The sequence below is a fragment of the Parvibaculum sp. genome, from assembly GCF_030651915.1.
Classification (GTDB): Bacteria; Pseudomonadota; Alphaproteobacteria; order Parvibaculales; family Parvibaculaceae; genus Parvibaculum.
This window is the reverse complement of the sequence record NZ_JAUSBV010000001.1, coordinates 15,440-41,040: the sequence shown is the minus strand read 5'-3', so window position 1 is coordinate 41,040 and position 25,601 is coordinate 15,440. Positions and strand designations below refer to the sequence as shown.

The window sequence follows — 25,601 nt, the reverse complement described above, 5'->3', positions numbered from 1 at the left end:
GGGCAGCGCTGTTGATGCACCTTTCGCAAACGGCGCCCAACCCCTAGACTTGACGGGGCGGCGCCCCCCGAAGTGATCCGCCGGCGCTCAGGGCGCGTATCCGCCATATGTCATCAGCAACCGGCATATTGCAGATCAGCCCGGCCAGTGCCGGCCGCACGACGTGGCGGCCGAACCTGAGAAAGCTGGGCTTGATGGATCGGGACAGGACGCCCGCAACGGCATCGGACGGAGTGGCGGAAGAAATGGCGGCGCTGATCGCCGCCATCGCGCGCGATGCCGACCGCACGGCCTTTGCCCGTCTGTTCGGCCATTATGCGCCGCGCGTGAAATCCTATCTGCGCCGTCTGCGGGTCGAGGAGCGCCTCGCCGAGGACCTCGCCCAGGAGGTGATGCTGACGGTCTGGCGCAAGGCCGGCCAGTTCGATCCGTCGAAAGCCGCCGCCAGTACCTGGATTTTCACCATTGCGCGCAACCGCTTCATCGACACGGTGCGCCGCGAGCGCCGGCCGGATCTCGATCCGGCCGAGCCGATGCTGGTACCCGAAGCGCCGCGCCCGGCGGATGAAAGCATGGCGGCAACCCAGATTGGCGCCCGCATCCACGCGGCCATGTCGGACCTGCCGCCCGATCAGGCCGAAGTGGTGGCGCTCTCCTTTCTGGAGGGCCTGCCCCATTCGGCCATCGCCGAGCGCCTCGACATCCCGCTCGGCACCGTCAAATCGAGACTGCGACTTGCGTTCGGCCGCCTGCGGCCGGTGCTGGAGGATCTGAAATGAGTGCCGCCCTTGCCCATTCCTCGCCCGTCACCCATCGCCTCGGCGACGAGTGGCTGATGGCCTATGCGGCAGGCACGCTGTCGGAGGGTCAGTCGCTGCTGGTCGCCGCGCATCTGAGTTTCCTCGAAGATGCGGCCGAACGTCTGGCCGTCGCCGAAGCGGCGGGCGGTGCGTTGTTCGAAACAGTATCGCCCGATCTGATGGCCCCCGATGCGCTGGCGCGGACACTGGCCCGCCTCGATGCGCCGGCCCCGCCCGCGCCGGTTCCGGTCGCGCCGCGCGTCAGGACCGGCGACCCCCTGCCCGCGCCGCTGCGCGACTGGCTCGGCGGCGGCGTCGACGAACTGAAATGGAGTTTCCTCGGGCCGGGCATGAAGAAGGTCAAGCTCTGGCGCGGCGGTCCGGGCGACCAGCGCCTCTGGATGCTGCGCGCCCAGCCGGGCGTCAGCGTGCCCAAGCACGGCCATCGCGGCACCGAACTTGTGCTGGTGCTGAAAGGCAGCTTCAGCGATCCGCATGGCCGCTTCCGCCCCGGCGATGTCGAAGAGAGCGACGACAGCCGCATGCACGCCCTTGGCATCGACGAGGGCGAGGAATGCATCTGCCTCGCCCTCACCGAAGGCCCGATCCGCTTCGAAAGCTGGCCCGCGAGACTGGTCCAGCCTTTTATCGGGCTCTGAACATCAGAACCGCGCCGTCGCCACCAGCCGCACATTCCGCCCCGGTTGCAGCACGTCGTTCTTCTTGAACGAGCTGTGATGACGCATGTCGTGATCGAGCAGGTTCTCGCCGATCAGCGCCAGTTCGACCGGTGTCGTCCCGGTCACCGAGGTCGGCACGCGGTAGCGCAGCTCCGCCTTGAGATTGGTGTAGCTGCCGGTCTCGGTCTCGTTGGCATCGATCCGGTCCTGTGCGAAGGCGTGCAGGAAACCGAGCTTGCCCGACAGCGCCTCGCCCGCATAGAAGACCCCGGCGCCGGCCCGCATCGGCGGAATGCGCGGCACATTACCGCCCGCATCGAGCGTTGCCCGCACCATGTCGAACTGCCCGGTGATGCCGGCCCGCGCCGCGCCCCAGCGTGCCAGCGTCACGCTGCCCGCCGCTTCGAAGCCGCGAAACGTGGCGTCTTCCTGCGTGAAGAACACCTGGTCGAGCTCATTGCCGGCGCCATGCGGCGTACACGTATCGAAATCGTCGTCGCAGGTCTCGCCGGTCAGTCGCTTGTAGATGAAGTCGCTGAACGAGGTATGGAAGATCGCCGCCTCGAAAGAGAAATCGTCGCCCGCGCGCCGCGCATTGAATTCGATCGACCGCGCCTTCTCCTTGCCGAGCGTCGGATCGCCGACCTCGAACGTCTCGGTCGCTTCATGCGGTCCCTTCGAGAAGAGTTCGAGCGCGTCCGGCGCCCGCTCGACGCGCTGCACCGTGGCGCCGAGCACGACGCCGCCATCGAGCGACAGAACCAGCCCCGCCGAGCCACTGACCGGCGTGAATTGGCGCGACACCGCATAGTCGAACGGCGCCAGCGGCAGGGTGAAGTCAAGCGCCCGGCCCGACACATCGACATGTTCGGCGCGCCCGCCGAGCTGCAGCTTCAGCCGCTCGCCGAGCGGCATTTCCTCGAAGATGAAACCGGCCACGGCATCGGTCTCGGTCGGCGCCAGCAGCTCGCCGCCCTCGCCCGCCGCCTCGATCTGCCGGTTGCGGAGCTGCAGCCCGACCGCGCCGGTGAATGGCCCGACGGCGCGATGCAGCAATTCGCCCCGCACTTCCCATTCCTTGTTGTCGAAGCGCGAACCGGTCGCCCCCGTTGCGTCGATCTCGCCATGCGAATAGTCGCTGTAGCCGCCGGTGATATCCAGGCCGCTGAAAAAGCCGGATGCGAATTCCAGTTCGCTCGAGGCCTGCAGCTTGGTCTGCCGCATTTCGATATGGATCGGATTGCCCGGATTTTCCGGTGCCGGAATGCCATAGTCGCTGTCGTAATGGCTGACCGAGGCGCCGATATGGCCATTCTCCAGTAGCACCGACGCACCGCCTGCCACGCCCGCGCTCTCGGTCCATGTATGGTGTTGTCGCTTGGTCGGCTGATCCGGAATCTGGTAATTGCCGGTCTTGCGCGCGAACGTGTCGACATGCCAGACGACATTCCCGGTCGCGACATTGAGATCGGCATAACCCTGCCGTCCGTAATCGACGTGATTGTAGCTGGCCGACACCTCGCCCTCGATGCCGCCTTTGGGCATCGTGGTCGGAATGCGATTGTTGATGACATTGACGACGCCGCCAATCGCCTCGCTGCCATAGCGCAGCACCGCCGGCCCGCGCACCACCTCGACACGCCTGGCCGACAGGGGATCGATCGGCACGCCGTGATCCTCGCTGACCGTCGAGACGTCGCCGGCGCCGATGCCGTTTTCCTGCACCCGGACCCGCGTATTGTCGAGGCCGCGAATGATCGGCCGGCTGGCGCCCGCCGCGAAGGAGCTGGCGGCGATGCCGGGCTTGTCGGCCAGCAGCCCGCCAATGCTGGTCGCCGGCGAGGCGAGAATCTCCTCCCGCGTGACAACGGTCACCGGCGCCGCCAGTTCGTCCAGCGGCGAGGCCAGCGGCGAGGCCGTGACGAAGACCGTCGGCGCCACGGCCTCCTCGGCCAGCGCCGGCGAACCGGCGCCGAGCGCGATAACGGAAGCGGCCGCGTAAAGCGGTGAAGCAAAGCGTTTCATGGAAGAACCCCCCCGAACAGGAACAGACAGAAACAACCGGCGGAAGGCGCCGGACATGAGATGTTATACTATAACATTTCATAAAGCCTCCGGCCGCCGGGATCAACCCCTCGAAAGGGCGGTTGTGAAACCAGGGGCGGCGGCGCCATTCCGCCCCGGCCGCCGGCAGGCTAGGCTGCGGGCCGGGCCTGGGCATGGCAGCGGAAAGACGGCAGGGAATGGCAAAACAGAAGAAACCGGCAAGAACGCCGAAGCCGGCCGAGGCGCCGCCGGCGCCGGTCTCCGACAAGCGCTACCGCAAGGATCTCTACAACCTGCAGGTCGAGCTGGTGAAACTGCAGCGCGACATCATCGCCCATGACCGCCGCCTGCTGGTGATCTTCGAAGGCCGCGACGCCGCCGGCAAGGACGGCGTCATCAAGCGCATCGTCCAGCATCTGAGCCCGCGCGAAACCCGCGTGGTCGCGCTCGGCAAGCCGTCCGACCGCGAGCGCAGCCAGTGGTATTTCCAGCGCTTCACCGAACATCTGCCGGCCGCGCAGGAACTCGTGCTCTTCAACCGCAGCTGGTACAACCGCGCCGGCGTCGAACGTGTGATGGGCTTCTGCACCGATGAGGAACATGAGCGTTTCATGAACTCGGTGCCGCTCTACGAAAACATGCTGACGGGATCGGGCATCCAGCTGCTGAAATATTATCTCGACATCACCAAACCCGAACAGAAGACGCGTCTGGCCGCGCGCGCGAAGGACCCGCTGAAGCAATGGAAGATCTCGCCGATCGACCACGTGGCGCTGAAGCACTGGCGCGACTACAGCCGCGCCCGCGACGAAATGCTGGCCCGCTCCCACAGCCTGCAGGCGCCCTGGACGATCGTCCGCGCCGACGACAAGCGCCATGCCCGCCTCAACGTGATCCGCGATCTGCTGTCGCGCATCGACTATGACGGCAAGGACATCAAGGCGGTCGCGCCCGACCGCCACATCGTCATGCCCTTCGAACCGGCGCTGCTGAAATCGGGTGCGCTGGCGCCATGAATTACCGCCACGCCTATCATGCCGGCAATTTCGCCGATGTGATGAAACACAGCATCCTCGCCCTCGTCATCGAGCATCTGAAGCTGAAGGACAAACCCTTCTTCCTGCTCGACACCCATGCCGGCACCGGCGAGACCGATCTCTCCGGCATCGAGGCGCAGAAGACCGGCGAGTTCAATGCCGGCATCGCCCGCGTGCTGGCCGCCGAAAATCCGCATGCCGCGCTGGCGCCATATCTCGCTGCGCTGGGCGACCAGCCGCTCGCCACCTATCCGGGCTCGCCGCTGATCGCCGCCCGGCTTGCGCGCGAAACCGACCGCCTCGCCTTTTGCGAACTGCACCCCGACGACGCCGCCGAACTGAAACGCAATTTCGCCGGCGATGCCCGCGTCAGGACCCATGCGATCGACGGCTACGGCGCGCTGAAATCGATGCTGCCGCCGAAGGAGCGCCGCGGCCTCACGCTGATCGACCCGCCCTTCGAAAGCCGCGACGAATTTTCCCGCCTCTTCGAGGCGCTGATGGATGCGACGGCCCGCTTTGCAACCGGCACTTACATATTGTGGTATCCGGTCAAGGACCCCTCGGTCTCCGGCGCCTTTCTCGAACGCCTGGCCGAAGAGGGCCCGCCGAAAACCCTCTGCCTCGAACTCCACATCATGGCTGCCGACCCCGCCCGCATGACCGGCTGCGGCCTCGTCGTCGTCAACCCGCCCTGGACGCTCGCCGGAACCGCAAGAGACCTGCTCGACTGGCTGGCCGTTACCCTCGCCCAAGCCCCCGGCGCCCGCGCCCGCGAGGAATGGCTGCGCCCCTGACCCCACTTCCCTTGCGCCCGCCGCGCCAGCGGCGGGCAATCAAATCAAGTGCACGCATCCATCGCATCCTCAGCGCCCCCGCCCCGAAAAATCCTCACTGCGTTCGCATTTTTCGACCCGCCCCCCAGGGGCGGGTGGGAAATCGACACCAGCGCCCCCGCAGCCCCTCTGCGTCTCTGCGCCTCTGCGTGAGTCCTTCTTCTTTCTTCTTCCCCTTCGCGTCTTCGCGCCTTCGCGTGCCCCCTTCTCCGCGCCTCCGCGTCTCCGCGTGCAAAACTCTTCCTTCGCCAAGGAATCGAATGACCCGAACGCCGCTTCGAGTCTATAAAGACGCCCGACGCCAACCCTGACAAACAGTCAGGCAGAACAAGGACAAGGCGCGTGGACCGGGAAGACCCCCCGACAGACGAAGACGAACGCGCCGCCCGCCTGCGCGAGGCCGAAACCGCCTATGAGGCCGAGATCGAGGCCAATCTGCGCCGCAACTACGCCGCCAACCTCGCCCACGGCCTGCTCGGGCAAACCGGCTTCCGCCTCGTCAACGCGCCGACTTTCGTCCCGGCCTATATCTACCTGCTCTCGGGTTCGGAATTTCTGGTCGGCCTGGCGCTGGCCGCGCAATGGCTGGGCGCGTCGGCCTCTTCGATCTTCGGCGCCACCCTGATCGAACACCGGAAGCGCGTGCTGCCGATGGGCCTGCTGATCGGCTGGGGCATGCGCGCCGGCGTGCTCGGCCTGGCGCTCGGCGGCTTCTTCCTGCCCGACCGCTGGGCGCTGATCACCGCCATCGGCTTCCTCTGCCTGTTCGGCCTTTTCAACGGCATGCAGGCGGTGATCTTCAACACGCTGATGGCCAAGGTGATCCCGCTGCGCTTGCGCGGCCGCCTCACCGGCTTCCGCAATTTCGCGGCGGGTCTCACCGCCGCCGGCGTCTCCTGGATGGGCGGACATTATTTCGTCGAGGGCAATCTCTTCGGCAACGGCTATGCCTCGACCTTCATGATGGCCTTCATTCTGACTTCGATCGGCCTGTCGCTCTTGATGCTGGTGCGCGAGCCCGAACCGCCGACCATCCGCGCCCGCGCCACGCTGGGCGGCCGCTTGCACGACATCCCGATGATGCTGAAGGCCGATCCGGCGCTGGCCCGCTTCTATCTGGCGGCCGGCCTCGCCGCGCTCGGCACCATGGCGGTGCCCTTCTACATTCTCTATGCCGGCGAGCGCATCGGCCTCTCGGGCGCCACCATCGGCATCCTCTCGACCGCCTTCCTGCTCGCCCAGACCACCACCAATCTTCTCTGGGGCTCGCTGGCCGACCGCTTCGGCAACCGCCTGGTCTTCATCCTCTCGGTCGCCACCTGGGGTGCGGCCACCGTGCTGCTGCTGGCCGTCGACACGCTCTGGCCGCTGGCCATCGCTTTCGCCGGCCTCGGCGCCGGCCAGGGCGGTTTCCAGAACAGCAATCAGAACATCATCGTCGAATTCGGCGCCCGCGACGACCTGCCCATGCGCATCGCCATGCTCAACACCGCCACCTCGCTGATGCATGCGGCGGGCCCCTTGCTCGGCGGCGTCATCGCCTATGCGATCTCCTTCGACGCCCTCTTCGCCCTCTCGATCGCCGTCCTCCTCGCCGCCGTCCTCACCATGATCTTCCTGGTCGACGAACCGCGGAAGCGAAGAAAGACGCCTTAGAAACCCGCGAGATCCGTCACCGGCTTGGCAGGCAGCCCGCCCAGCATCCGCTCGATCGCGCGGTTCACCACGTCGAGATTATTGTCGAAGGAGCCGTGATTGGCGTCGATCGCCTCCCGCCGGCCGCCGGCAAGGCGGATCGGCACGTCGGCCGTGGCCACCGGCGGATCGTCCACCGTGTCCTTGCCGATCTGATCCCACGCCTTGAGCGCCGCCAGCGCCTGCGGATCGAAAATGCCGAAATCCCGGATCTGCTTGCGGAGCGCGGGCTGGCGCGCCTCCATGCCCAGAACGGGCGTGTTGTGTTCCGACTCCAGCGCCCGCGAGATGAGATAGAGCAGCGACTTCGAATAGAAGAGCGGCACGCAGCGGTCGCGCTTTTCGTTCTCGGTGCTGAGCGCGGAGAGGAACAGGCGACGCGGGTCCAGCGTCCCCGCCTTGAAGGCGTCGCCGAATTTCTCGTTGGCGAAGGCAACCGTGCAGGCCGGCGCCCAGAGATGCAGGCTCGCCGCGGCAAGCCCCCGCGCCTTCAGCACCGCCAGAAACTCGCCATGCAGCAGCGCCCCCGCCGAATGGCCGAGCAGGTGAAGCTTCACGTCCTTCGCCGGATTTTTCGACAGCGCCGCCGCCAGCCCGTCCGCGACCAGCGTCATCGTGCCCTGCCCGGCGCTTGCGGCGCGCGCCCGCGCCTTCATGCTGCTCCACATCGGCTTCACCGCGAAATCCCGTGCGAAGGCTTCAAAGCCGCCATCGATCGCCTCGATCTGCGCGCCCAGAAACCGCCCCTGGTCCCGCGCCACCAGAGAGCCGAGAAAACGGCTGGCCGCCGCGCCCGCAAGTTCCTGCATCGTTTCCAGAAAGCCGGTGCGCCAGACCACGAAGATCGGATGGATGCCGTTGGCCGCGAACCACGGCCCCATCAGCCGCGCCCGCTTCAGGCCGGCGGCCTGGCTGTTGAGCCCGCCATGCGCATAGACCGCGATATGCCGGCACCCCTTGGCGATCGCCGCCTCCACCGCCTCGCGCGCGACCTGCGCGACCCCGTCGGCGGCGTCCGCCGCGTCCACCAGTTGCCGGTCGGGCTTGCCATTGTCGCCGACAATCACGACATGCCGGCTCTCTTCCTGCGCCCGCCACACCGGCACGCCGGGCGCCGGGCGCTTCTGGCCGCGCCGCAGCGTCAGGCCCTTGCCGGCCAGTTCCTGCAGCGATGCGTCCGACTGCGCGCGCGGGCTTTTCGAAACGCGGATCGGCGCGCCGAGCGCCAGCACCCAGGCGTCGCTGCCATTCGCCACCCAGTCCTCGTAAGGCAGGAGGGCGAAGCCCTCATAGCCCCATTTCCGGCCCCAGGAATTCTGCACGATGAAGCCGTCTTCCGTGTAACCGACAAGGGCGAAGGCATGGCCGCCGCGCTCTTTTTTCCTTGGCGGCGCGATCGTCGCCTTGTCGAGGTTCGCGCAGACACCGAGGTCCCAGCCGTCATGCGTATCCGCCGACACATAGACCGCATGCGTCTCGACGATTGCCGCCTGCATCTCGACAAGCGATGTCGCATCGATGCGGTAATAGGCGCCGAGCGGCGTCAGCGCCGCATCCGTGTCCCATCCCGTCTTCGGCGTCCCCGGCTTTTTGGTCGTGCCGTAGGGCCATTTGCTTTCGCCGCACACCCCATGCTTGTGAAAGCCCTTCATCGCGCCGCGGCAGCTCGACCCTTCGTAATCGTCGCCGGGCCATTCGTCGTAGAGTCGCGCATTCTGGTAGAACATCCGTGGACTGACTTTCCGCACGGCGCCCTTCGCGCCCGCGCCCTTCTTTGGCGCATGCCGCCAGCGCAAATAATTGACGACGGCGGCAAGGCCGAAGCCGGTGCAGGCCCCTTCCTCGCCCTGGTTGAGCACCATGCCGGCCTTGGCATAGGCGGCGAAGAACCGTCCCGCCGCTTCCGGAAACCGGTCGGGCAGGCAGACAAGTGGCGGCCGGTAGGGCAGGTCGCGAAAATCGATCCTGTCCGCGCGCGCGTCGAATGTTCGATTGAAGAGTTTTCGCGTTCCCATGGCGCTTCTCCCTGTCCGGGCCATACGCATCGAACGCAACAGACTGTAGACGGAACATATCCTCGCCCCGCCCCCGCCCGCCGGTCAAGCCCGCTCACGCCGCGAACCGCCGCACCCTCAGCGCCCCCGCCCCCAGGGGCGGGTGGGAAATCGACGCCCGCGCCACCCGCAGCCCCTCTGCGTCTCCGCGCCGGAGCCTGTCCTCGGGATCGCCAACTTGTCCGCCGAAGCTGCGAAGCAGCCTAGGTGGAAGGCGATACCCGTGGGCGTGAGTCCTTGACTTCCTTCTTCTTCGCGTCTTCGCGCCTTCGCGTGCAAAACCTTTCTTCCTCTCCTCTCCGCGCCTCCGCGTCTCCGCGTGCCAAAATCTTCCTTTCTTCCTTCCTTCCCCCGAAACAAGCTTTCATTAGCATTCCCCCGCCATACTCCGGCTCACGCGCAAACCCGCGCGCCACTCCGGGGGCCTCGCCATGTTCCGTTTTGTTGCCAAGGCCCTCCTCGCCGCGCTGCTCGCCGCCCCGGCCACCCTGCCCGCGCAGGCGATGCCCTTCTTCGGCAAGGCGGAGGCCGACCAGCTGATCGCCGAACGCGCCGCCGCCGCCTATCGCAAGGTCGGCACCGGCGACCTCTATCGTTTCAACATGCTGCAGAAGGATCTGGTCGCCGGCGTCGCCACCGCCCGGACGCTGGAAGAGGGCCTGGCGCTCGGCCGCCGCTGGCTCGACAAGGAACCCTTCTTCGCCGGCTCGGTCTTCGGCCTGATCTCGAGGGCGCCGGCGGCGTCCGAGCGCCCGGCCCCGCCCGCCTACAGCGAAGCGCTCTACTGGAACGCGGTTGCCTATGACCGCATCTGCGAGCGCGACGGCGAACTCTGCCAGGCGCTGGCCGCCAGCATCCTCGCCAACGAGCCGGGCGCGGCATCGCTGAAGGCAAGTGCGCTGCGCTACATCAATTTCGCCAATGCCGCGACCGCCGGCGCCCTGCCGCCCGACCTTGCCGCCGACGCCACCGCCAAATGCCGCACCGCCCACGAAGTCTTCGCCATGCGCGCCGCCCGCGATGCCCGCGACAGCCACAGCTTCTACGCCGAGCAGCTGCGGACCGCCTGCGGCGGCACCCTCGCTGCCATGGTCGCGCCGTTCTGAGCGCCGCTCAACCGGCCGGCCATTTGCTGATGATCGTCGCCGCGTCGAAATAGTCGCGCCACAGCGCGATCTTGCCGTCCCTGACCTCGAAGACGCCGGTCACCGGCAGCTCCACCCAGCCATTGTCGAGGAGATGCCGGTCGAGCCTTTCGAGGATCACGGTCCCGCCGTCGGTCAAGGCGCGCAGCACCTTGTATTCATTGCTGACGGTCGGCCCGAAAAACGGTTCGAGCACGGCGCGGATGCCCGCCGGCCCCTGAACCTTGCCGATCGGCACATTGTCGTATTCGACATCGCCGGTCACATAGGCGAGCCCCTTGTCGTAATCCTTCTTCATCATCAGATCGAGAAAGGCCGCCACGGTTTCCGCCGGGCTCATGCTGTTCGTCATGCGCGATACGCCCTCACGCTGTCTGCCGCGCGCGCGACTTGAGCTCCCGCGCCACGAGGTAGAAGAGAATGCCGAAGGCGCCGGCCGCCAGCGTCAGCACCACGAAGGGCCAGGGATTGACCCCGCTCGTCTTCGCGTCGCCGATCATCCAGACGATGCCGAGCACGCAGACGATGACGAGATCGGTCAGCACCTGCATCCCGGCATAATTTTCGAAATGTTGCGCGAAGATGCCGATATAGCCGGCCTCCATCAGCGCCAGCGCCGATAAAGCGCCGAAGGCAAGAATGACGGCGACAAGCGCCAGAAGACGTCCAGACATGAAAAAGCTCCCCGTTGTTACCCGGAGAGCTTCACCCGCCACGCCTCGGCGCGGCAATTACCTCGGAGGTAGGCGAAGAGAAACAGCGGTGACACGCGCCCCGCCCGCGCCAACGGGAAGGCATCGCCTTTCACATTCCGCCTTATAGTATGGCGGCCCAGTGCGAGGCGGCAGCAATACCTTCGCGCCCCACGCGTCATTTGGACGAAAGCCAGCCCGGAGCGCTAGACCCATGTTCTTTTCTGTTCACGGCGGCGCCCAAGAGGGCCAGAAATGAGGCTGTTGGGGCCAGTTCTTGGGGCCCTGTCATTGCTTCTAGCTGCTTGCGGCGACGATGCCCCGAAGCATTACTACGCCTTGTGCGAGGATAAGGACGGCGCAGGCTGGAACCTTGTCGATTATGAGTATGACGAAAAGGGTTACTTGATCGCCTGTACCTATCAATCCCCGGATCACCAGCAGGCGTACACGGCGCGCTGCACTAGCGCAGGATGCGATTAGCCGTCACTGAACTCAACGCAAACACACCCCCAAAAACAAAAAAAGCCGGTGCGATTTCCCGCACCGGCTTTTCCGTGTCCGGACGAATCCGGTATTTCGTTACGCCGCGTTATACCCGAGCACTGCCTTGACCTCGAGGAACTCCTCGAAGCCGAACTCGCCCCATTCGCGGCCATTGCCCGACTGCTTGTAGCCGCCGAAGGGCGCGTTGAGGTCGGGGCCGGCAAGGTTCAAGTGCACATTGCCGGTGCGCAGCTTCGACGCGACCTTCTTGGCATGGGCCGGCTCGCCCTGCACATAGCCCGACAGGCCATAGACCGTGTCGTTGGCGATGCGCACCGCGTCTTCTTCGTCCTTGTAGGGCAGGATCGCCATCACCGGCCCGAAGATTTCCTCGCGCGCGATGGTCATGTCGTTGGTGACATTGGCGAAGATGGTCGGGCGCACATAATAGCCCTTGTTGAGGCCGTCCGGCCGGCCCGGGCCCCCGGTCACGAGTGTTGCGCCTTCCTCGATGCCCTTCTGGATCAGGCCCTGGATCTTGTTGTACTGCACTTCCGAAACCACCGGGCCGATGGTCGTGCCTTCGGCATTCGGGTCGCCCGCCTTGACGCTTTCGGCGGCGGCTTTGGCGATCGCGATCACCTCGTCCTGGCGCGCGGCCGGCACCAGCATGCGCGAGGGCGCGTTGCAGCTCTGGCCGGAGTTCGACATCATCCCGAACACCGAGCCGGCCACCGCCTTGTTGAAGTCGGCATCGTCGAGCACGATATTGGCCGACTTGCCGCCCAGTTCCAGCGCCACGCGCTTGACCGTGTCGGCCGCCGCCTTCGACACCAGAATGCCCGCCCGCGTCGAACCGGTGAACGACACCATGTCGACATCGGGGTGCGACGACAGCGGCGCGCCGACGCCCGGCCCGTCGCCATTGATAAGGTTGAACACGCCGGCGGGCACGCCGGCTTCATGCAGCACTTCGGCAAAGAGATAGGCGTTGATCGGCGCCACTTCCGAAGGCTTCAGCACCATGGTGCAGCCCACGGCCAGCGCCGGCGCCACCTTGCAGGCGATCTGGTTGATCGGCCAGTTCCACGGCGTGATGAAGGCGCACACGCCCACAGGCTCGCGCACGATCCGCGTCGGGCCCTTGTCTTCCTCGAATTCGTATTTCTTGAGGATTTCGAGATTGGTGTTGAAATGCGCGATGCCCATGGCGGCCTGCGCATGCTGCGAGAGCTTCTGCGGCGCGCCCATTTCCTCGGTGATCGCGGCGGCGATTTCGGCATAGCGCTTCTGATAGACCGCCATGATCGACTGCAAGAGCTCGATGCGCTCCTGCTTCGTCGTCGTCGAGAATTTCGGGAACGCGGCTTTCGCGGCGGCCACGGCCTTGTCGACATCCTTGGCCGAGCCCATGCTGATGCGGGCGAAAGGCTCTTCATTGGCCGGGTTGATGACGTCGAGCGTCTTCGGCGTCGCCGGGTCGACCCACTGGCCGTTGATATAGAATTTCAGATAGTCCTTCATGGGGGCAGTCCTCCTTGTTTGATGCCGTCCCTCGGCCGGTCGGGGCCCCCGCCGTCTCATGCGGCGTGCGGGGCCTTTTCAGGGGTCCGGGCCGGGCCCTTGTGCGGGCTCGGCCCCGATGCCGGAGAGGGGATTCCTGTTGGCAAGAAACCTCGCATGGGGCGACCCGCCCGGTCCAGCGTAAAAGGGCCTCGAAAACGGCCAAACCCACAGCGAAAATCCGGCCTTGCCGCCTCTTCCGCCCTATTCGAAGAGTTCCGCATGCGTCCCGGTTCGCTCGAAAACGACCGACTCGCTGTCGCAGGTGTAGATCAGGAGAAAATCGCCGCCGACATGGCATTCGCGATGGTCGGCCCATGCGCCCTTGAGCGGGTGGTCTTTCCACTCGGCCGGCAGAGGACCGTCATTCGCGATCAGCAGGAGCATGACCTCTTTCAGGCGGCCCATGTCGTAGCGGCCGGTGCGCGAGAGGCGGACCCAGTCTTTTTCGAACGCCCTTGTGTGGTCCGACGTGCGCGGCCGTGAAGCGCGTTTGCTGCTAGCGGGCTTTTCCGAGGGCATTCAGATGTTCGTCTCCATCGGAGAACCGCGCCCGGCGCGCCTTGATCAGCTTCCGGCCCTCCTTCATCGCCGCCTGCGTTTTTGCGTTGGGCGCGGTGAGGTCGAAAGGAACCGCCCGGTCCCTGGCCACGCGGGTCAGAGTCATGCGGATAATGTCGGACACGGTCAGCCCCAGCTCGCCGAGCACGGCCGCCGCATCTTCCTTCACATCGTCTTCGACGCGGGCGCGAACGACACTGGTGGACATATTCAAATCTCCTGTAAACTGAAACCCATATGTAGCCCAATTGGGCCACACTTTCAAGTATTGGGCGGCGCGGGGCCGGTGGCCAAAAAAATGAGGGTTTATGCCATTCCTTCAGGCAATATGGAGCCGATTCAGGCACCGTCGGCGGCGGCCGGATGATGGGGCGCGACAAAGGCCGGTCGCCGCCGCAATTCGGTCGCGATCCCGATAGACAAGAGCACGGCGGACCGGAATTGGTTCCGCAGGCCGAAAGAAACGAAGGACCGGCAATTCTCCATGTTCATTGACGGACGCAACGTTCCCGACGGAACGGTCATCGAAACCGACCTCGCCATCATCGGCGCCGGCGCCGCCGGCATCTCGATCGCCCGCGAGCTGGCCGGCTCCGGCATCTCGGTGGCGCTGATCGAAAGCGGCGGCTTCGAATTCGATGCCGACACCCAGGCCCTCTATGAAGGCGAGATGGGCGGCGTCGACTACCCGCTGACAAGTTCGAGGCTGCGCTATTTCGGCGGCACCACCAATCACTGGGGCGGCTGGACCCGGCCGCTCGAGCCCCTCGACTTCGAGGTCCGCGACTGGGTCCCCCATTCCGGCTGGCCGATGACGCGCGCCGATCTCGACCCCTTCTACGAACGCGCCGCCGAGCTCTGCCAGCTCCGCTCCACTGCCTTCGACGATGCCACCGCCTGGTCCGAGGGCGGCGAGCCGCTGCCGCTGGCCGGCGATGAGGTGATGACGCGCTTTTTCATCTACAGCCCGCCCACCCGCTTCGGCAAGAAATACCGGCCCGACATCGAGGCCGCGCCGAACGTCACCTGCTACCTCAACAGCAACGTGATGGAAATCGTGCCGGCCGAAAACGGCGCCCGCGTCGACACCTTGCGCATCGGCACGCTGTCCGGCGTCCGCTTCGAGGTGAAGCCGAAGGCCTGCATCCTGGCGGCCGGCGGCATCGAGAATGCGCGTATCCTGCTTTATTCCAACAGCGTCGAAACGGCCGGCCTCGGCAACCGCAACGGCAATGTCGGCCGCTACTTCATGGAGCATCCGCACATCCCCTCGCCGGCGACCTTCCTCGTCACCGACCCGGATCTGGTCGCGCGCTTCTACCGCACCTACACCAAGCTCAACAATTCGGTCGTGCGCGGCTGCTTCCTCTTCTCGCCCGATTATCTGCGCCGCACGCGGCGCATGGGCACCGTGCTGACCTTCGGCATGAGCTATGCGGTGACCGAGGCCACCGGCTCGGAAGAAGGCCAGCGCGATCCGGCCGCCTGGATCCAGCCGCTGGTGCTGAAGCTCGCCCGCGACACCACCTCGCGGCCCGCCGCAACCGAAGAGCTTGGCTGGCGCGTCGGCGTCGGCTGCGCCTCGGAGCAGGAACCGAACCCCGCCAGCCGCATCACGCTTGCCGACGACAAGGACGCGCTCGGCCTCAACCGCACGCGCCTGACCTGGCGTCTGAAGAAATCGGACGCCGACAGCCTGCGCGGCAATCTCGAAGCGCTGGCGCGTGCCTTTGGCGGCTGGGGTGAGGGCCGCGTCCGCGTGCTCTTCCCCGCCCGCGACGAATGGACCGAGGCCGAAGGCTGGGGCAACCATCATCTGGGCACCACGCGCATGGCGGTGGACCCGAAAAAGGGCGTCACCGACGGCAATTGCGCCGTACACGGAATGTCGAACCTCTATATCGCCGGCTCCTCGCTCTACCCGACCGGCGGCACCGTCAACCCGACGCTGACGCTGGTGGCGCTGGCGCTGCGTCTGGCCGATCATCTGAAAAACCGTTTTGCGGAAGGCTTGTTCAACCAATGACCCGGGACGTCGACCACAGCCACGCAGACCCCCATCCCGCCCCGCACCGGTCGGTGTCCCGCCGCGACATCGTCATCCTCGGCGCCACCGCCCTCCTCGCCGCCGCCATCCCGGCCATCCTCTTCCGGCGCGGCCCCGCCAGCCTTTCGATCGGCAACCGGGACTTCCTGAATTTGCTGGCCGATCCGGCCGCCGCCGCGAAGCTCGGCGAAATCTGGTTCGCCGAAAGCCGCCCCGCCGAGACGCGCGCCGTCTACGAAACCCGTCTCGCGCGCCGTCTGCGCAATTTCGGCTGGTCGCCCTCGGCCTCGCCCGAGCTCGCGCGCCGCGCGCTGGCCGCCAGCACCCGCGCCGACTATCTCGGCGACCGCATGGTCGCGATCGAGAAGTGGCATCTCGCCGAAACCGAGGCCGATCTCTGTGCGCTCGCCGCCCTGATCATGCGCACGCGCACACCCGCCGCCTGAGCACGCGCCGTTTGCGGGATAAACCCGGGGATAAACCCGGGGACAAGTTTCTGCCGCGGCGGTATGTGACAGTTTTATGACAGTTTTGTGACAGAGGGGGGGGTCAGCAGGGTCCGTCGCTGCCAAGTTGGACCGATCGCGCCCTGACTTCGATCGTGCCGGCGCGCCCGCCCGGCGACGGCCGCCAGTTGAGCGGCGAGGGCAAAACCGAAGCCAGTTGCGCCGCCTGCGACGGCGAAAGATCGGCCGCGCTGACCTTGAAATAATGCCGTGCCGCCGCCTCCGCGCCATAAAGGCCGGGGCCGAATTCGATCACGTTGAGATAGAGTTCGAGGATGCGGCGCTTGCTTAAAAGCGTTTCCAGCCAGACAGTTATATAGGCTTCGCCGCCCTTGCGGAAATAGGTGCGGGCCGGCCACAGAAAGAGATTCTTGGCCGTCTGCATACTGATCGTCGAGGCGCCGACCACGCGCCCGCCCTGGCGCCGCCGCTCGATCGCGCTGTCGACGGCCTGCCAGTCGAAGCCGCCATGCAGGCAGAACTTGCCATCCTCAGCTGCGATCACCGCGCGCTGCAGATGCGGCGAAATCTGCGTCAGCGGCACCCAGTCCTTCGACAACCCGTGCCCTTCCACTGCGCGAATGAGCATCAGCGGCGTCACCGGCGGCGGCACCACCGCATAGATGAGGATCACGACAGCCGGCGCGAAAAACAGAAACAGCACCGCCCGCGCCGCAATCAGCGCCACCCGCCGGAAATGGCGCAATGCCGCGCTTTCGGCAGCACTTTCGCGCAGCCTGTCGCCGCCGGGTCCTTCGGGTTTGATGTCCTCGCTCATCCGGCGATCATCTGCAAGGACGCCCGGCCGCACAAGCCCGCCCGGCCTCAATTGCCTTGATCGGGACACGCTCCGGCCCCGATCCCCTGCGACGCTCGCGGCGATCGTTTGCTTATTTGAAAGAATTCATACCGATGGAGACGAAAATGAAGAAAACGGCAACAGCCTTTGCCATGGCGGCCTTTCTGCTCACTGTCGGCTGCTCCAATCTCAACCAGACCGAAAGAGGCGCCCTGACCGGCGGCGCCATCGGTGCTGGCGTCGGCGCGGCCGCCGGTGCGGTCACCGGCGGTTCCGTTGGAACCGGCGCGGTCGTGGGCGGCGTTGTGGGTGCTGCCGCCGGCGCCTATATCGGCTGCCGCGACTCGGGCAAGTGCAAGCGCTAACATCTTGCCGCTCATAGACAAATCGGCCCGGCGAGCTGTCGCCGGGCCTTTTTATTTGCCGAACACCACCGCGCGTTCGGCCGCGTCGAACGAACCGGCGACGAGTGCCCCCGCCTCGTCGTGCCAGAGTTCGGGCGGCATCGCGCGATCGATCAGCACCGCCTGCATCCCGGCTGCCCGCGCCGCGGCAATCTCGCCCGCATGATCGGAGAGAAACAGCATCGCATCCGTCGGCATCGCGGCTGCCCGCGCAATCGCTTCATAGGACGACGCCTCGAGCTTGCCGCCGATCCGCGTATCGAAAAATCCCTCGAAAAGCGGCCTCAGATCGCCCTGATCGGAATAGCCGAAGATCAGTTTCTGCGCTTCTTCCGACCCCGAAGAATAAACGAAAAGCCGCAGCCCGCGCTCGTGCCAGCGCCTCAACATCGCCGCTGCATCCGCATAGACCGGCCCCTTCAGCACGCCCGCTTCATAGCCCTGCCGCCAGATCATGCCCTGCAGCAGTTTCAGCGGCCCGGCCTTTCGATCCTCGTCGATCCATGACAGCAGCAGCGCCACCGTTTCGTCCGTTGACGCCTCGGGAACGCCGCCCAGCACGCGCGCTTCCGCCAGCGCCAGCGCGACTTCCGTATCGCCGCCATGCGCGGCGACAAACGCCGCCAGTCGCTCGCGCGCATACGGAAACAGCACCTGATGCACAAAGACGATTGGTGTCGTCGTCCCTTCGATGTCGGTAACGATGGCGCGAATTTGGTTCACGCCGCCCGGCCCTCGAATTTCGGAAAGCGCGTCGCAATATCGTCGCCGGTGAAATGGCCGACCCAGCCTTCAGGCGAGGTGAATATGCGAATGGCACAGAAATGCGGCGCGGGGCCCGTATCGAACCAATGCGTCGTGCCGGCCGGCACCGAAATCAGATCGTTGCGTTCGCAGACGACGCGATAGACGCGCCCACCCTTGCGCAGATAGAACGCACCGGCGCCTTCGACGAAAAACCGCACCTCGTCATCGTCATGCGTGTGTTCGGCCAGAAACTTCTGCCTGAGCGCTTCACGGTCGGGATTGTCGGGTTTGACCCGCACCACATCGGCGCTTTTGTAGCCGCCTTCATTCATCAAGCGTTCGACCTGCGAACTGTAGGCGGCGAGCACCGCCGCCTGATCGGCGTCGTCGGAAAGCGCATGCGGTGCCGCCCAGCGCTCGAACGCCACGCCGATTTCGGCCAGCGACGTAGCAATGGCCGCGCCGTCGCTTGTCTCGAGCAGCACCTTGTCGGGATCCGTATCCGGATAAACGGTGAGCTGTGTCATCTTGCGCCCTCCTCATGCATCTGTGCGGTGAGCAGAAAATCGAAAGCCTCCATATGGCGGATCGTCTCTTTGACGTTCGCACCCCACACATATAGGCCGTGCCCGGCGATAAGGTAGCCCGGCGGCTGCGGCCCGTCTTTCAGCCGCGTTTCCACCAGCGCCGCCAGACGCACCGTGTCCTGGTCGTTGCCGACGATCGGTATGTCGAGCGTGGTCTCATGCGTCGTCACACCGGCAAAGGCCTTGAGCAGTTCCCAACCTTCGAGCCGGAGCACGCCCGCGCCCGCATGCCGCCGAGACAGCACCGTCGCCGCCACGCCATGCACATGTGCGATGGCATTGATCTCCGGCCGCGCCGCATAGCGCATGAGATGCAGCGGCGCTTCGGCCGAGGCGCGCGGATGCGCGGCGCCTTCGATCTCGACCTCGATGACGCCGCTCGCGTCGAGCTGCGCCTTGTCACCGCCCGTCGCCGTCAGCGCCGCGCGGGCCCCGTCGATCCGGACCGAAAAATTGCCGCTGGTGGCGGGCACCCAGCCGCGCGCGCCGGCAAATCGCGCCATGGCGATAACACCCTGCGCGGCTTCGGCAAAACTCGTTCCAACGGCGGACATCGGCAACTCCGGTGAACTCAAAATCGGCGCCACCATAGTGGAATTACGCGATGATGGAAGCCTTGGTGGACCGGTGCGCTAGGCCGACATATTCCACAGGATTGAGCCCCGCCGCAGCACATCTTCAACACCCGCCACACGCATGCCGCTTGAAACGACACTCAGGGCAAAGCCGCGCTCGATCGCATGGGCCAGCGTGCCGTCGAGCTGGCCGGCTTCCGGCTCGAAATCGGCCGCGTCGATCGCCAGGCTCATCAGCGGCGCCAACGCAGCAACCCGCGCGACGAACATCGAGCCCGCAAAGAACGTTCCATGCGTCACATCGCGTGCGGTGAGGCCGAGCCGCCGCGCCAGCCCGAAAACCCGCGCCTCATTGACCACGATGTTGTTGTGGAAGCCGGTGAGGTGCACATCCGGCCCCGTCATGCCGAGAGACGCATCCCTTTCGAAGGCGGCAAGAATGCGCGCAAAACCGCCCCGCCCGGCGATCTGAGCAACCAGCGCCCGCCGCCAGTCTTCGCCATCTCTGCGATGTGTCGATTTCTTGGTGTGAACCTTCGCCACCAGATCGAACCCTTCGGCACATATTTCGCCATAGATATTCATGAAAGGAAGAACGTCGCGGCCGCGATTGTCGAAGACATGCAAGGCATAGTCGCGGCCTGTCGCGGCCAGCAATCTTTCGATCGCCGCCTGACGATCGGCGGTCGTGGTAACGAAAAGCTTGTGCGCGGGCGGCACCTCCTGCAGCGTTGCAAGAATTTCGGCGAAAACGTCCGGATAGAAGGCGTGAACGGCGATCGCGGCACGAAGCGGATGCGACGGCTTGTGCGCTGCGGCCGCGTGGCGCGCCTGGGCAACGCGCAAACTCTCGACCCAGGCATCACCGTAGCGGCGGTCTTCCGCGAGCATGGAGCCACCATCGTCCTGCCGCGCAAGATCGACAAAAACAATGGCCGGCGCCGCGGAGCCGTCTGCGTCGGCTAGCGCCCTGCCGATCGCCGCATGCGCGGCGCGGCCAAATCGCGTGGGCGGCGTGTCGGGAAGCCGCGCGGCCGCGTCTGCCTCGCCCTCGGTGCCAGCCAGCAGCGTGCCAGCAGCCGCCCCGATACCGAGCGATCTCGGACCGTCGAGATAAGGCGCGATCGCAGCAGCGAAAGTCCGCTCGCCATCCATCTCGGCGTCGGACGCCGCGACTCGGTCGATCCGGCGAAAGAAAAACGGAAAGTCGCATTCCGCATCGCCGAGAAAGCGTTGCACCGGCGCGGGTAGCAGAGGCCGCGCACCGTCCCAGCCGCAAGGCAGGCAAAGGGCCGAAAAGCCGGCAAGGCGCATCTGCGCGAGCAGCGCATCGTCGATTGCCGGCATGGTCGCGCCGCGCGAAAAGTCGGCGACAAGGCACAATGACGGAACCAAAACTGGCGGCCGCACCGCCAAACCGACCTGCTCCGGATAATCGAGGGCGCGCCGGGTGAAGCCCGACGCAGGCGCCGAACGGGCAAGCGCCGCCTCCCAGTCGCCCCACAAGGCGACGCCGACACCGTTGAGCCCGTGCCGGCAGAAGGCCGTCCACATCATGGACAGGCTTTCCTTCCGCGCAACCACACGCCGCGCAAATCGCCACAACAGGACCGCGTAAAAGGCGGCATAGGTCTTGTGCTGCAGCCGCCAGTCGATACCGGCAAGCGCGTCGGCGGCGATGTCGGCCGCCACAACCAGCGCCGCCGTTTCCTCTCTGACAAAGACCGGCACCAGCGCTGTCGCCGCGCCACCGGACCGGATGCCGGCCCGCTCGAAGTCGAGCGCGGCTTCGCGCGCTGTCCCGGCGCCTTCCGGTGCAACACTGATCGTCAGCATCCGGTTGAGGCGCGTCGCCGGCATCGAAGCGTGCAACAGATAGCGCCCCGCCGGCAGCACCGCGTCATCCGCGCGCGTCAGACGGACGGCCGCCCGTCCCGATCGAACGGTCTGCACAACGGAAAGGCGCATCGGGCCGTTTCCCACACTCATTGCTCCGCCACCGTTGAGGCCGCGCCGTTGCGGCACCATCCAGCGTCGATAAGCCATTGTTGCAAAAGGCGCAACAGGCAGGCCGGCCAACTTATCCCCGCCCCCGCGCGCGGCCCCACAATCGCTTCACCCGGAAAAGCGGAGGGACCGCCCATGTCATTCGAAACGACCCATTTTCTCGGCCTGCCCCAGATCATGCCGAGCCAGGCGCAAAAACATGTCACACACAATGAAGCGCTGCGCATGCTCGACGCGCTGGTGCATCTGGCGGTGAAGGCCCGCGACCTCGCCGCGCCGCCACCCGCGCCGGCGCCCGGCGAGCGCCACATCGTCGCCGCAAGCGCATCGGAAACGTGGAGCGGACGCGATGGCGAGATCGCCGCCTGGCTCGACGGCGCATGGGCCTTCTTCGCCCCCCAGCCGGGCTGGCGGGCCTGGATCGAAGATGAGGAAAAGCTGGTGGTCTTTTCGGACGGCGGCTGGACCGATTTGACGGCTGCGGCAGAGCAAGCCGAAACATTCGGCATCAACACCGAGGCCGACACGACGAACCGCCTCGCCGTCAAATCCGACGCCGCCCTCTTCTCCCACGACGACCAGACCCCCGGCAGCGGCGACATGCGCGTGGTGCTCAACAAGGCCGCGGAAGAAAACACGGCCTCCATCCTGTTCCAGAACGACGCCGAAGGCCGCGCCGAATTCGGCCTCACCGGCAACGACAACTTCTCGATCAAGATGAGCGCCGATGGGGAGACGTGGAAGGAGGTTGTCGAAGTAACAAGCGATGGTGAAATCTCGCTCGGCGACCCGGTCGACCTCTCGCAAGCGACCCCAACATTGTCTGCCGCTCCAGCCGTGAGCATAGGCAATAACGACACCGGTCGCCCTACACTTGGAATGCAAGCAGCCACAGATGGCAACGCGGCCGGTACCCGTTTTGATTTCTTTCGTGCTCGCGGAACAATACTCTCTCCTGCAGCTGTTGCCGAAAACGACACGATCGGCGTTCTCAATTCCTTCGGCTATGACGGCACCTTTTATCGACAGGCTGGCGCAATTCGATTCTCTGTCGACGCGGCACCGACGAGTGGCACAGCTTGCCCCACTCGAATTTCATTTATTGCCGGGACAACCGGTGCGACCGAGCGCATGCGGATCACGAGCACAGGAATCGTTCAGCCCGGCGCAGACAATGTTCAGGATCTCGGTTCGGCAGCGCGAAGATGGAAGGACATCCACGCTAGCAATGGGACAATCCAGACATCAGACGCCCACGCGAAAACGCCGTTGAGATCGCTCCAGCAAGCGGAGTGCGCCGTTGCAAGGAGACTCTCTGAAATCATCGGAATCTACTGTTGGCTTTCGTCCATCGAGAGCAAAGGAGACGCTGCACGTCTCCACATAGGTGTGACGGCACAAGACGTGCTCACGATCTTCGAGACAGAAGGCCTCGACGGTCTCCAATATGGCGTCTTGTGTGTCGATCATTGGGAAGCACAGCCGACCGTCTTCAGCGACAATGGTATAGTTGATACCCCGGCCGAACCCGCTGGTAGACGATATGGAGTTCGCTACGATCAGCTCCTTATCTGGATGGCTGCGGGATTCGAGGAAAGACTATCAGCGCTTGAAAGCGCAGCGCGATGATATCGAGGCGCCCTCCCAACAGAAGCGCCTTCTTGCATCCTGAGTCGCGAAGACAATATTCACAAATCTATCCGGGGGATCTCAAGTATTCAGTTGACCAACTGAAAATGTAGGTCAATAGTTTTGCATTCAAGGCCGCGCCTTGCGTATCTGGATGCGCCACCACGTCCAAATTTGCTCGATGGTTCGCATATGATTTCCGCACATCCGCACTGGCCTACAAGATTCCCAGGTCCAAGAAAGTGCAGCTACCGACCAGGTGTGACCGTCATAGTCGCGGCCTGTGACAGGCCGGACGTGCTGCCGGCAGTTCTTAGGTGTGTAAAACGGCAGACCATCGTTAATTGGACGACCCTTGTCATTGGGGATTGCTGTGACGAGTCGATAGCGTCTTGCGTCAGCGCGATGGAAGACGAACGATTCCATTACATCAACTTAGCGAAGCGGAGTGGTGGCCAGCACGGCCCAAATACAGTCGGGCTGTACCTTGCGGACACGAAATTTGTGGCTTTCCTAAACCATGATGATTTGTGGCTTCCTGATCACCTCGAGAAATCCGTAGCGGCACTTGAGCGACAAGATGCCGATCTCTGTCTCGGCCGAGCGGCCTTTGCGGCGACAAGTGATGAACTGGTAGCCAAATTGGATCGTCCGGCCTTTGTCGAACTTAACGTTCCAAGCTCGCTCCGGCGTGCCTATGCCGGTGCAAACTACATTTTTGAGCCAGCAAGCTCATGGCTGTTGCGGACGGAGTTTGCATTCCGGATTGGACCGTGGCGCCCAGCATACATGTTGCACCGCACATCGCTCCAGGACTGGCTACTGCGAGCATGGAGACTTCGCCCGGTGACGATACTTGGCGAAGAACCAACAACGCTGAAGCTGAATATCCATCATGACCCACGCCGCACGTTCGCTGGGCAGTCACAGTACGCTGTTCCACAACCGCATTATGGCACCCTCGTCAATCTCATCGAGCAGCTGGGGTCCGAAGGCATACGCGTCCTTATTTATGATGATGTCAGCAAAGCCCATGAGCGTAATTTGCCCGTTCGTAATCCGGGCAGGTTGGAAGTTGTAGCAAGCGCACCGAGTTGGCTCAAACACAAGACAACTCTGAATCTCTTGGCGGAGATTTATCGATGGACAGGCTTCGATTTCGTCCATTGGTATCTCTGGCAACCGGACAAGAGGATTAAATACTTTCACGAATTGATCCGCGTTAGGACCGGGCAGACAATCGACACACTTCCGAACCTAACTGAAACGCTGCAATACGCCGACGAGCAGCTTGTACCAGTCCACCGTACGCCATGATGACATCACATCTACTTGCAGAACTTTCGGCACAGCGTAGGCGCGCACGGGATTCTGTCAGCTTAGTTCCGTTCTCGGAATGCTATGCTTGGAAATTTGACGGCGACCGCGTGAGCCATGAACGAGACGGATTTTTCTCTCTGGTTCTAGTCCGAGCTACGTCAAACGACGAAGTTCTGGATAGTTCCGAGGTGCTGCTGATCGACCAGCCGGAAGTAGGCATTTTAGGCTTCCTAGTCGCTCCGGATATCGATGGTTACAAATGGCTCATTCAGTTGAAGCCCGAACCGGGTAATATTCATCTAACTCAGGCCGCGCCCAGCGTACAGGCCACTGAATCGAACTTCACGCAGGTCCACGGTGGCCGACCAACATCCTTTCTCGAATACTTCACCACCATACGTTCCGACACCACGACGGTGACCAACACATTGCAGTCGGAACAGGGAGATCGTTTTCTCGGAAAATATAACCGTAACAGTGTCGTTCTGGTGAGGGACCTTGCTGATACTCCACCCCCTGAGGGCTGGATATGGGCCAATAGCACTGACTTGCGTGCAGCATTACTGGAAGACTTTTCTCTCAACACCGATGCGCGCTCTGTACTCTCCTGCTCCGACTGGGGTTTGATCAGCGAACTTCCGGGGCGACCTTTTGAAGGGCCATCAGGTCAAACGAACTTCGGTCGCCAGTTGCTCTATTCCTTCGGAACGGGACCGAGAACCGAACACACCTCAAAGCTGATGCGTCTCATTGAAACGGCCCGCGCTGCAGTGCAGCTACAGGTCGGCCTGTGTGCATTTAACCAATCGCAGTCATTCGTGTTTCGCGAGGATGGTGTCTTCCGGCGAAAACCCGGCATTCCCGAAGCGCAGTTCTTTTCGGTTCACATGCCGATGCGCGAAGTTGCTGACTGGTGTCAGCCGTTGCTCATTTCCCAAGAGATTCAGTCCGTTGTGCTGATCTGCGCCAATATTGCAGGAGTCTTGAAGTTTTTGGTACGCCCTTATACAGAACCGGGACATTTGACCGGTCTCCAGTTCGGCCCGTCGCTACAATCCGGCACAGGAAATGACAAGGACAATCAAGTTTCCATTTCTGAGCACCTCTCCCACTGTAAGCTAGTTGCCGAAGTGCTTCAGTCTGACGAAGGCGGCCGGTTCTTTCAATCGATATGCCGCTATCAAATTGTAGAATTGAATCCGTCGTCCGAACTTCCGACGCGCCACCATCATCAGGCATGGTTGACATTGGCCGAACTAAAAGCTGGTCTCGCGATACAGGGTTGCTTTACAAACGAACTTCGAAACGCAATCTCAATACTACTCGCATGGGCTTGATGAGAACCCGGCGCTGGTAGCAACCAGACGGCGAGCAGCACACCCCTC

24 protein-coding genes are annotated in these 25,601 nt (G+C 64.3%); 12 read left to right on the top strand and 12 right to left on the bottom strand.

Features of this window, described 5'->3' with window-relative positions:
• The first annotated feature begins 107 nt into the window (after positions 1 to 107).
• Positions 108 to 779 (top strand): sigma-70 family RNA polymerase sigma factor, encoded by a 672-nt coding sequence (locus Q7V31_RS00200; RefSeq protein ID WP_304731694.1) that lies wholly within the window; start codon positions 108 to 110, stop codon positions 777 to 779.
• Positions 776 to 1,459: a ChrR family anti-sigma-E factor gene (locus Q7V31_RS00195; protein ID WP_304731693.1), complete on the top strand. Its 684-nt coding sequence runs from the start codon at positions 776 to 778 to the stop codon at positions 1,457 to 1,459. Before Q7V31_RS00200 ends, Q7V31_RS00195 begins: the two co-directional genes overlap by 4 nt.
• 3 nt (positions 1,460 to 1,462) lie before the next feature.
• Here the strand turns inward: Q7V31_RS00195 and Q7V31_RS00190 are convergent, their stop codons facing one another.
• On the bottom strand, positions 1,463 to 3,505 hold the full coding sequence (locus Q7V31_RS00190) for a TonB-dependent receptor (RefSeq protein ID WP_304731692.1): 2,043 nt from the start codon (positions 3,503 to 3,505) through the stop codon (positions 1,463 to 1,465).
• Positions 3,506 to 3,723: 218 nt separating this feature from the next.
• On the opposite strand from Q7V31_RS00190, the gene ppk2 reads away from it, so the two are divergent.
• From ppk2 to Q7V31_RS00175, 3 genes are all read left to right on the top strand, one after another.
• Positions 3,724 to 4,542: a polyphosphate kinase 2 gene (gene ppk2, locus Q7V31_RS00185; protein WP_304731691.1), complete on the top strand. Its 819-nt coding sequence runs from the start codon at positions 3,724 to 3,726 to the stop codon at positions 4,540 to 4,542.
• Complete coding sequence (locus tag Q7V31_RS00180; RefSeq protein WP_304731690.1) at positions 4,539 to 5,360, top strand: 23S rRNA (adenine(2030)-N(6))-methyltransferase RlmJ; 822 nt, start codon at positions 4,539 to 4,541, stop codon at positions 5,358 to 5,360. The genes ppk2 and Q7V31_RS00180 overlap by 4 nt, the downstream gene beginning before the upstream one ends.
• A gap of 381 nt (positions 5,361 to 5,741) precedes the next feature.
• The gene (locus Q7V31_RS00175; protein ID WP_304731689.1) at positions 5,742 to 7,055 is read left to right on the top strand and encodes an MFS transporter; all 1,314 of its coding nucleotides are present in this window, start codon (positions 5,742 to 5,744) and stop codon (positions 7,053 to 7,055) included.
• Here Q7V31_RS00175 and Q7V31_RS00170 read toward each other — a convergent pair.
• Positions 7,052 to 9,109 carry a C1 family peptidase gene (locus Q7V31_RS00170; RefSeq protein WP_304731688.1) on the bottom strand — a complete coding sequence of 686 codons (2,058 nt, stop codon included), beginning with the start codon at positions 9,107 to 9,109 and terminating at the stop codon, positions 7,052 to 7,054. The genes Q7V31_RS00175 and Q7V31_RS00170 overlap by 4 nt on opposite strands.
• Before the next feature lie 470 nt (positions 9,110 to 9,579).
• Between Q7V31_RS00170 and Q7V31_RS00165 the strand changes: the two genes are divergently transcribed.
• Positions 9,580 to 10,254 (top strand): hypothetical protein, encoded by a 675-nt coding sequence (locus Q7V31_RS00165; RefSeq protein WP_304731687.1) that lies wholly within the window; start codon positions 9,580 to 9,582, stop codon positions 10,252 to 10,254.
• A 7-nt stretch (positions 10,255 to 10,261) separates the two neighbouring features.
• On the opposite strand, the gene Q7V31_RS00160 is transcribed toward Q7V31_RS00165, so the two are convergent.
• From Q7V31_RS00160 to Q7V31_RS00140, 5 genes are all read right to left on the bottom strand, one after another.
• Positions 10,262 to 10,645, bottom strand: a complete 384-nt coding sequence (locus tag Q7V31_RS00160) for a limonene-1,2-epoxide hydrolase family protein (RefSeq protein WP_304731686.1) — start codon at positions 10,643 to 10,645, stop codon at positions 10,262 to 10,264.
• Positions 10,646 to 10,658: 13 nt separating this feature from the next.
• Entirely contained in the window at positions 10,659 to 10,967 is a 309-nt protein-coding gene (locus Q7V31_RS00155; RefSeq protein ID WP_304731685.1) for a DUF2834 domain-containing protein, read from the bottom strand.
• A 600-nt stretch (positions 10,968 to 11,567) separates the two neighbouring features.
• A complete protein-coding gene (locus tag Q7V31_RS00150; protein ID WP_304731684.1) occupies positions 11,568 to 12,995 on the bottom strand; it encodes an aldehyde dehydrogenase family protein in 1,428 nt (475 codons plus the stop codon).
• Positions 12,996 to 13,238: 243 nt separating this feature from the next.
• A complete protein-coding gene (locus tag Q7V31_RS00145) occupies positions 13,239 to 13,556 on the bottom strand; it encodes a type II toxin-antitoxin system YafQ family toxin (protein ID WP_304731683.1) in 318 nt (105 codons plus the stop codon).
• Positions 13,534 to 13,803, bottom strand: a complete 270-nt coding sequence (locus Q7V31_RS00140; protein WP_304731682.1) for a type II toxin-antitoxin system RelB/DinJ family antitoxin — start codon at positions 13,801 to 13,803, stop codon at positions 13,534 to 13,536. Before Q7V31_RS00140 ends, Q7V31_RS00145 begins: the two co-directional genes overlap by 23 nt.
• A gap of 276 nt (positions 13,804 to 14,079) precedes the next feature.
• On the opposite strand from Q7V31_RS00140, the gene Q7V31_RS00135 reads away from it, so the two are divergent.
• A complete protein-coding gene (locus tag Q7V31_RS00135) occupies positions 14,080 to 15,621 on the top strand; it encodes an FAD-dependent oxidoreductase (RefSeq protein ID WP_304731681.1) in 1,542 nt (513 codons plus the stop codon).
• On the top strand, positions 15,618 to 16,088 hold the full coding sequence (locus Q7V31_RS00130; protein WP_304731680.1) for a hypothetical protein: 471 nt from the start codon (positions 15,618 to 15,620) through the stop codon (positions 16,086 to 16,088). Before Q7V31_RS00135 ends, Q7V31_RS00130 begins: the two co-directional genes overlap by 4 nt.
• A 103-nt stretch (positions 16,089 to 16,191) precedes the next feature.
• Here the strand turns inward: Q7V31_RS00130 and mtgA are convergent, their stop codons facing one another.
• Positions 16,192 to 16,926 (bottom strand): monofunctional biosynthetic peptidoglycan transglycosylase, encoded by a 735-nt coding sequence (mtgA, locus tag Q7V31_RS00125; RefSeq protein ID WP_304731679.1) that lies wholly within the window; start codon positions 16,924 to 16,926, stop codon positions 16,192 to 16,194.
• 146 nt (positions 16,927 to 17,072) lie between these two features.
• On the opposite strand from mtgA, the gene Q7V31_RS00120 reads away from it, so the two are divergent.
• Positions 17,073 to 17,312, top strand: a complete 240-nt coding sequence (locus Q7V31_RS00120) for a YMGG-like glycine zipper-containing protein (RefSeq protein ID WP_304731678.1) — start codon at positions 17,073 to 17,075, stop codon at positions 17,310 to 17,312.
• A 51-nt stretch (positions 17,313 to 17,363) separates the two neighbouring features.
• Here Q7V31_RS00120 and mtnC read toward each other — a convergent pair whose 3' ends face one another.
• The 4 genes from mtnC to Q7V31_RS00100 all read right to left on the bottom strand — a co-directional run bounded on the left by mtnC (position 17,364) and on the right by Q7V31_RS00100 (position 21,228).
• On the bottom strand, positions 17,364 to 18,074 hold the full coding sequence (gene mtnC, locus Q7V31_RS00115; protein ID WP_304731677.1) for an acireductone synthase: 711 nt from the start codon (positions 18,072 to 18,074) through the stop codon (positions 17,364 to 17,366).
• Positions 18,071 to 18,625 carry an acireductone dioxygenase gene (locus Q7V31_RS00110; protein ID WP_304731676.1) on the bottom strand — a complete coding sequence of 185 codons (555 nt, stop codon included), beginning with the start codon at positions 18,623 to 18,625 and terminating at the stop codon, positions 18,071 to 18,073. Before Q7V31_RS00110 ends, mtnC begins: the two co-directional genes overlap by 4 nt.
• Entirely contained in the window at positions 18,622 to 19,239 is a 618-nt protein-coding gene (gene mtnB / locus Q7V31_RS00105) for a methylthioribulose 1-phosphate dehydratase (protein WP_304731675.1), read from the bottom strand. Before mtnB ends, Q7V31_RS00110 begins: the two co-directional genes overlap by 4 nt.
• A 78-nt stretch (positions 19,240 to 19,317) precedes the next feature.
• Positions 19,318 to 21,228 carry a rhamnan synthesis F family protein gene (locus tag Q7V31_RS00100; RefSeq protein ID WP_304731674.1) on the bottom strand — a complete coding sequence of 637 codons (1,911 nt, stop codon included), beginning with the start codon at positions 21,226 to 21,228 and terminating at the stop codon, positions 19,318 to 19,320.
• Positions 21,229 to 21,402: 174 nt separating this feature from the next.
• On the opposite strand from Q7V31_RS00100, the gene Q7V31_RS00095 reads away from it, so the two are divergent.
• The 3 genes from Q7V31_RS00095 to Q7V31_RS00085 all read left to right on the top strand — a co-directional run bounded on the left by Q7V31_RS00095 (position 21,403) and on the right by Q7V31_RS00085 (position 25,553).
• Positions 21,403 to 22,896: a DUF2793 domain-containing protein gene (locus tag Q7V31_RS00095; protein WP_304731673.1), complete on the top strand. Its 1,494-nt coding sequence runs from the start codon at positions 21,403 to 21,405 to the stop codon at positions 22,894 to 22,896.
• A 192-nt stretch (positions 22,897 to 23,088) separates the two neighbouring features.
• Positions 23,089 to 24,213: a glycosyltransferase family A protein gene (locus Q7V31_RS00090; RefSeq protein WP_304731672.1), complete on the top strand. Its 1,125-nt coding sequence runs from the start codon at positions 23,089 to 23,091 to the stop codon at positions 24,211 to 24,213.
• Entirely contained in the window at positions 24,210 to 25,553 is a 1,344-nt protein-coding gene (locus tag Q7V31_RS00085) for an NDP-hexose 2,3-dehydratase family protein (RefSeq protein ID WP_370690610.1), read from the top strand. Before Q7V31_RS00090 ends, Q7V31_RS00085 begins: the two co-directional genes overlap by 4 nt.
• The last annotated feature ends 48 nt before the right edge of the window (positions 25,554 to 25,601 follow it).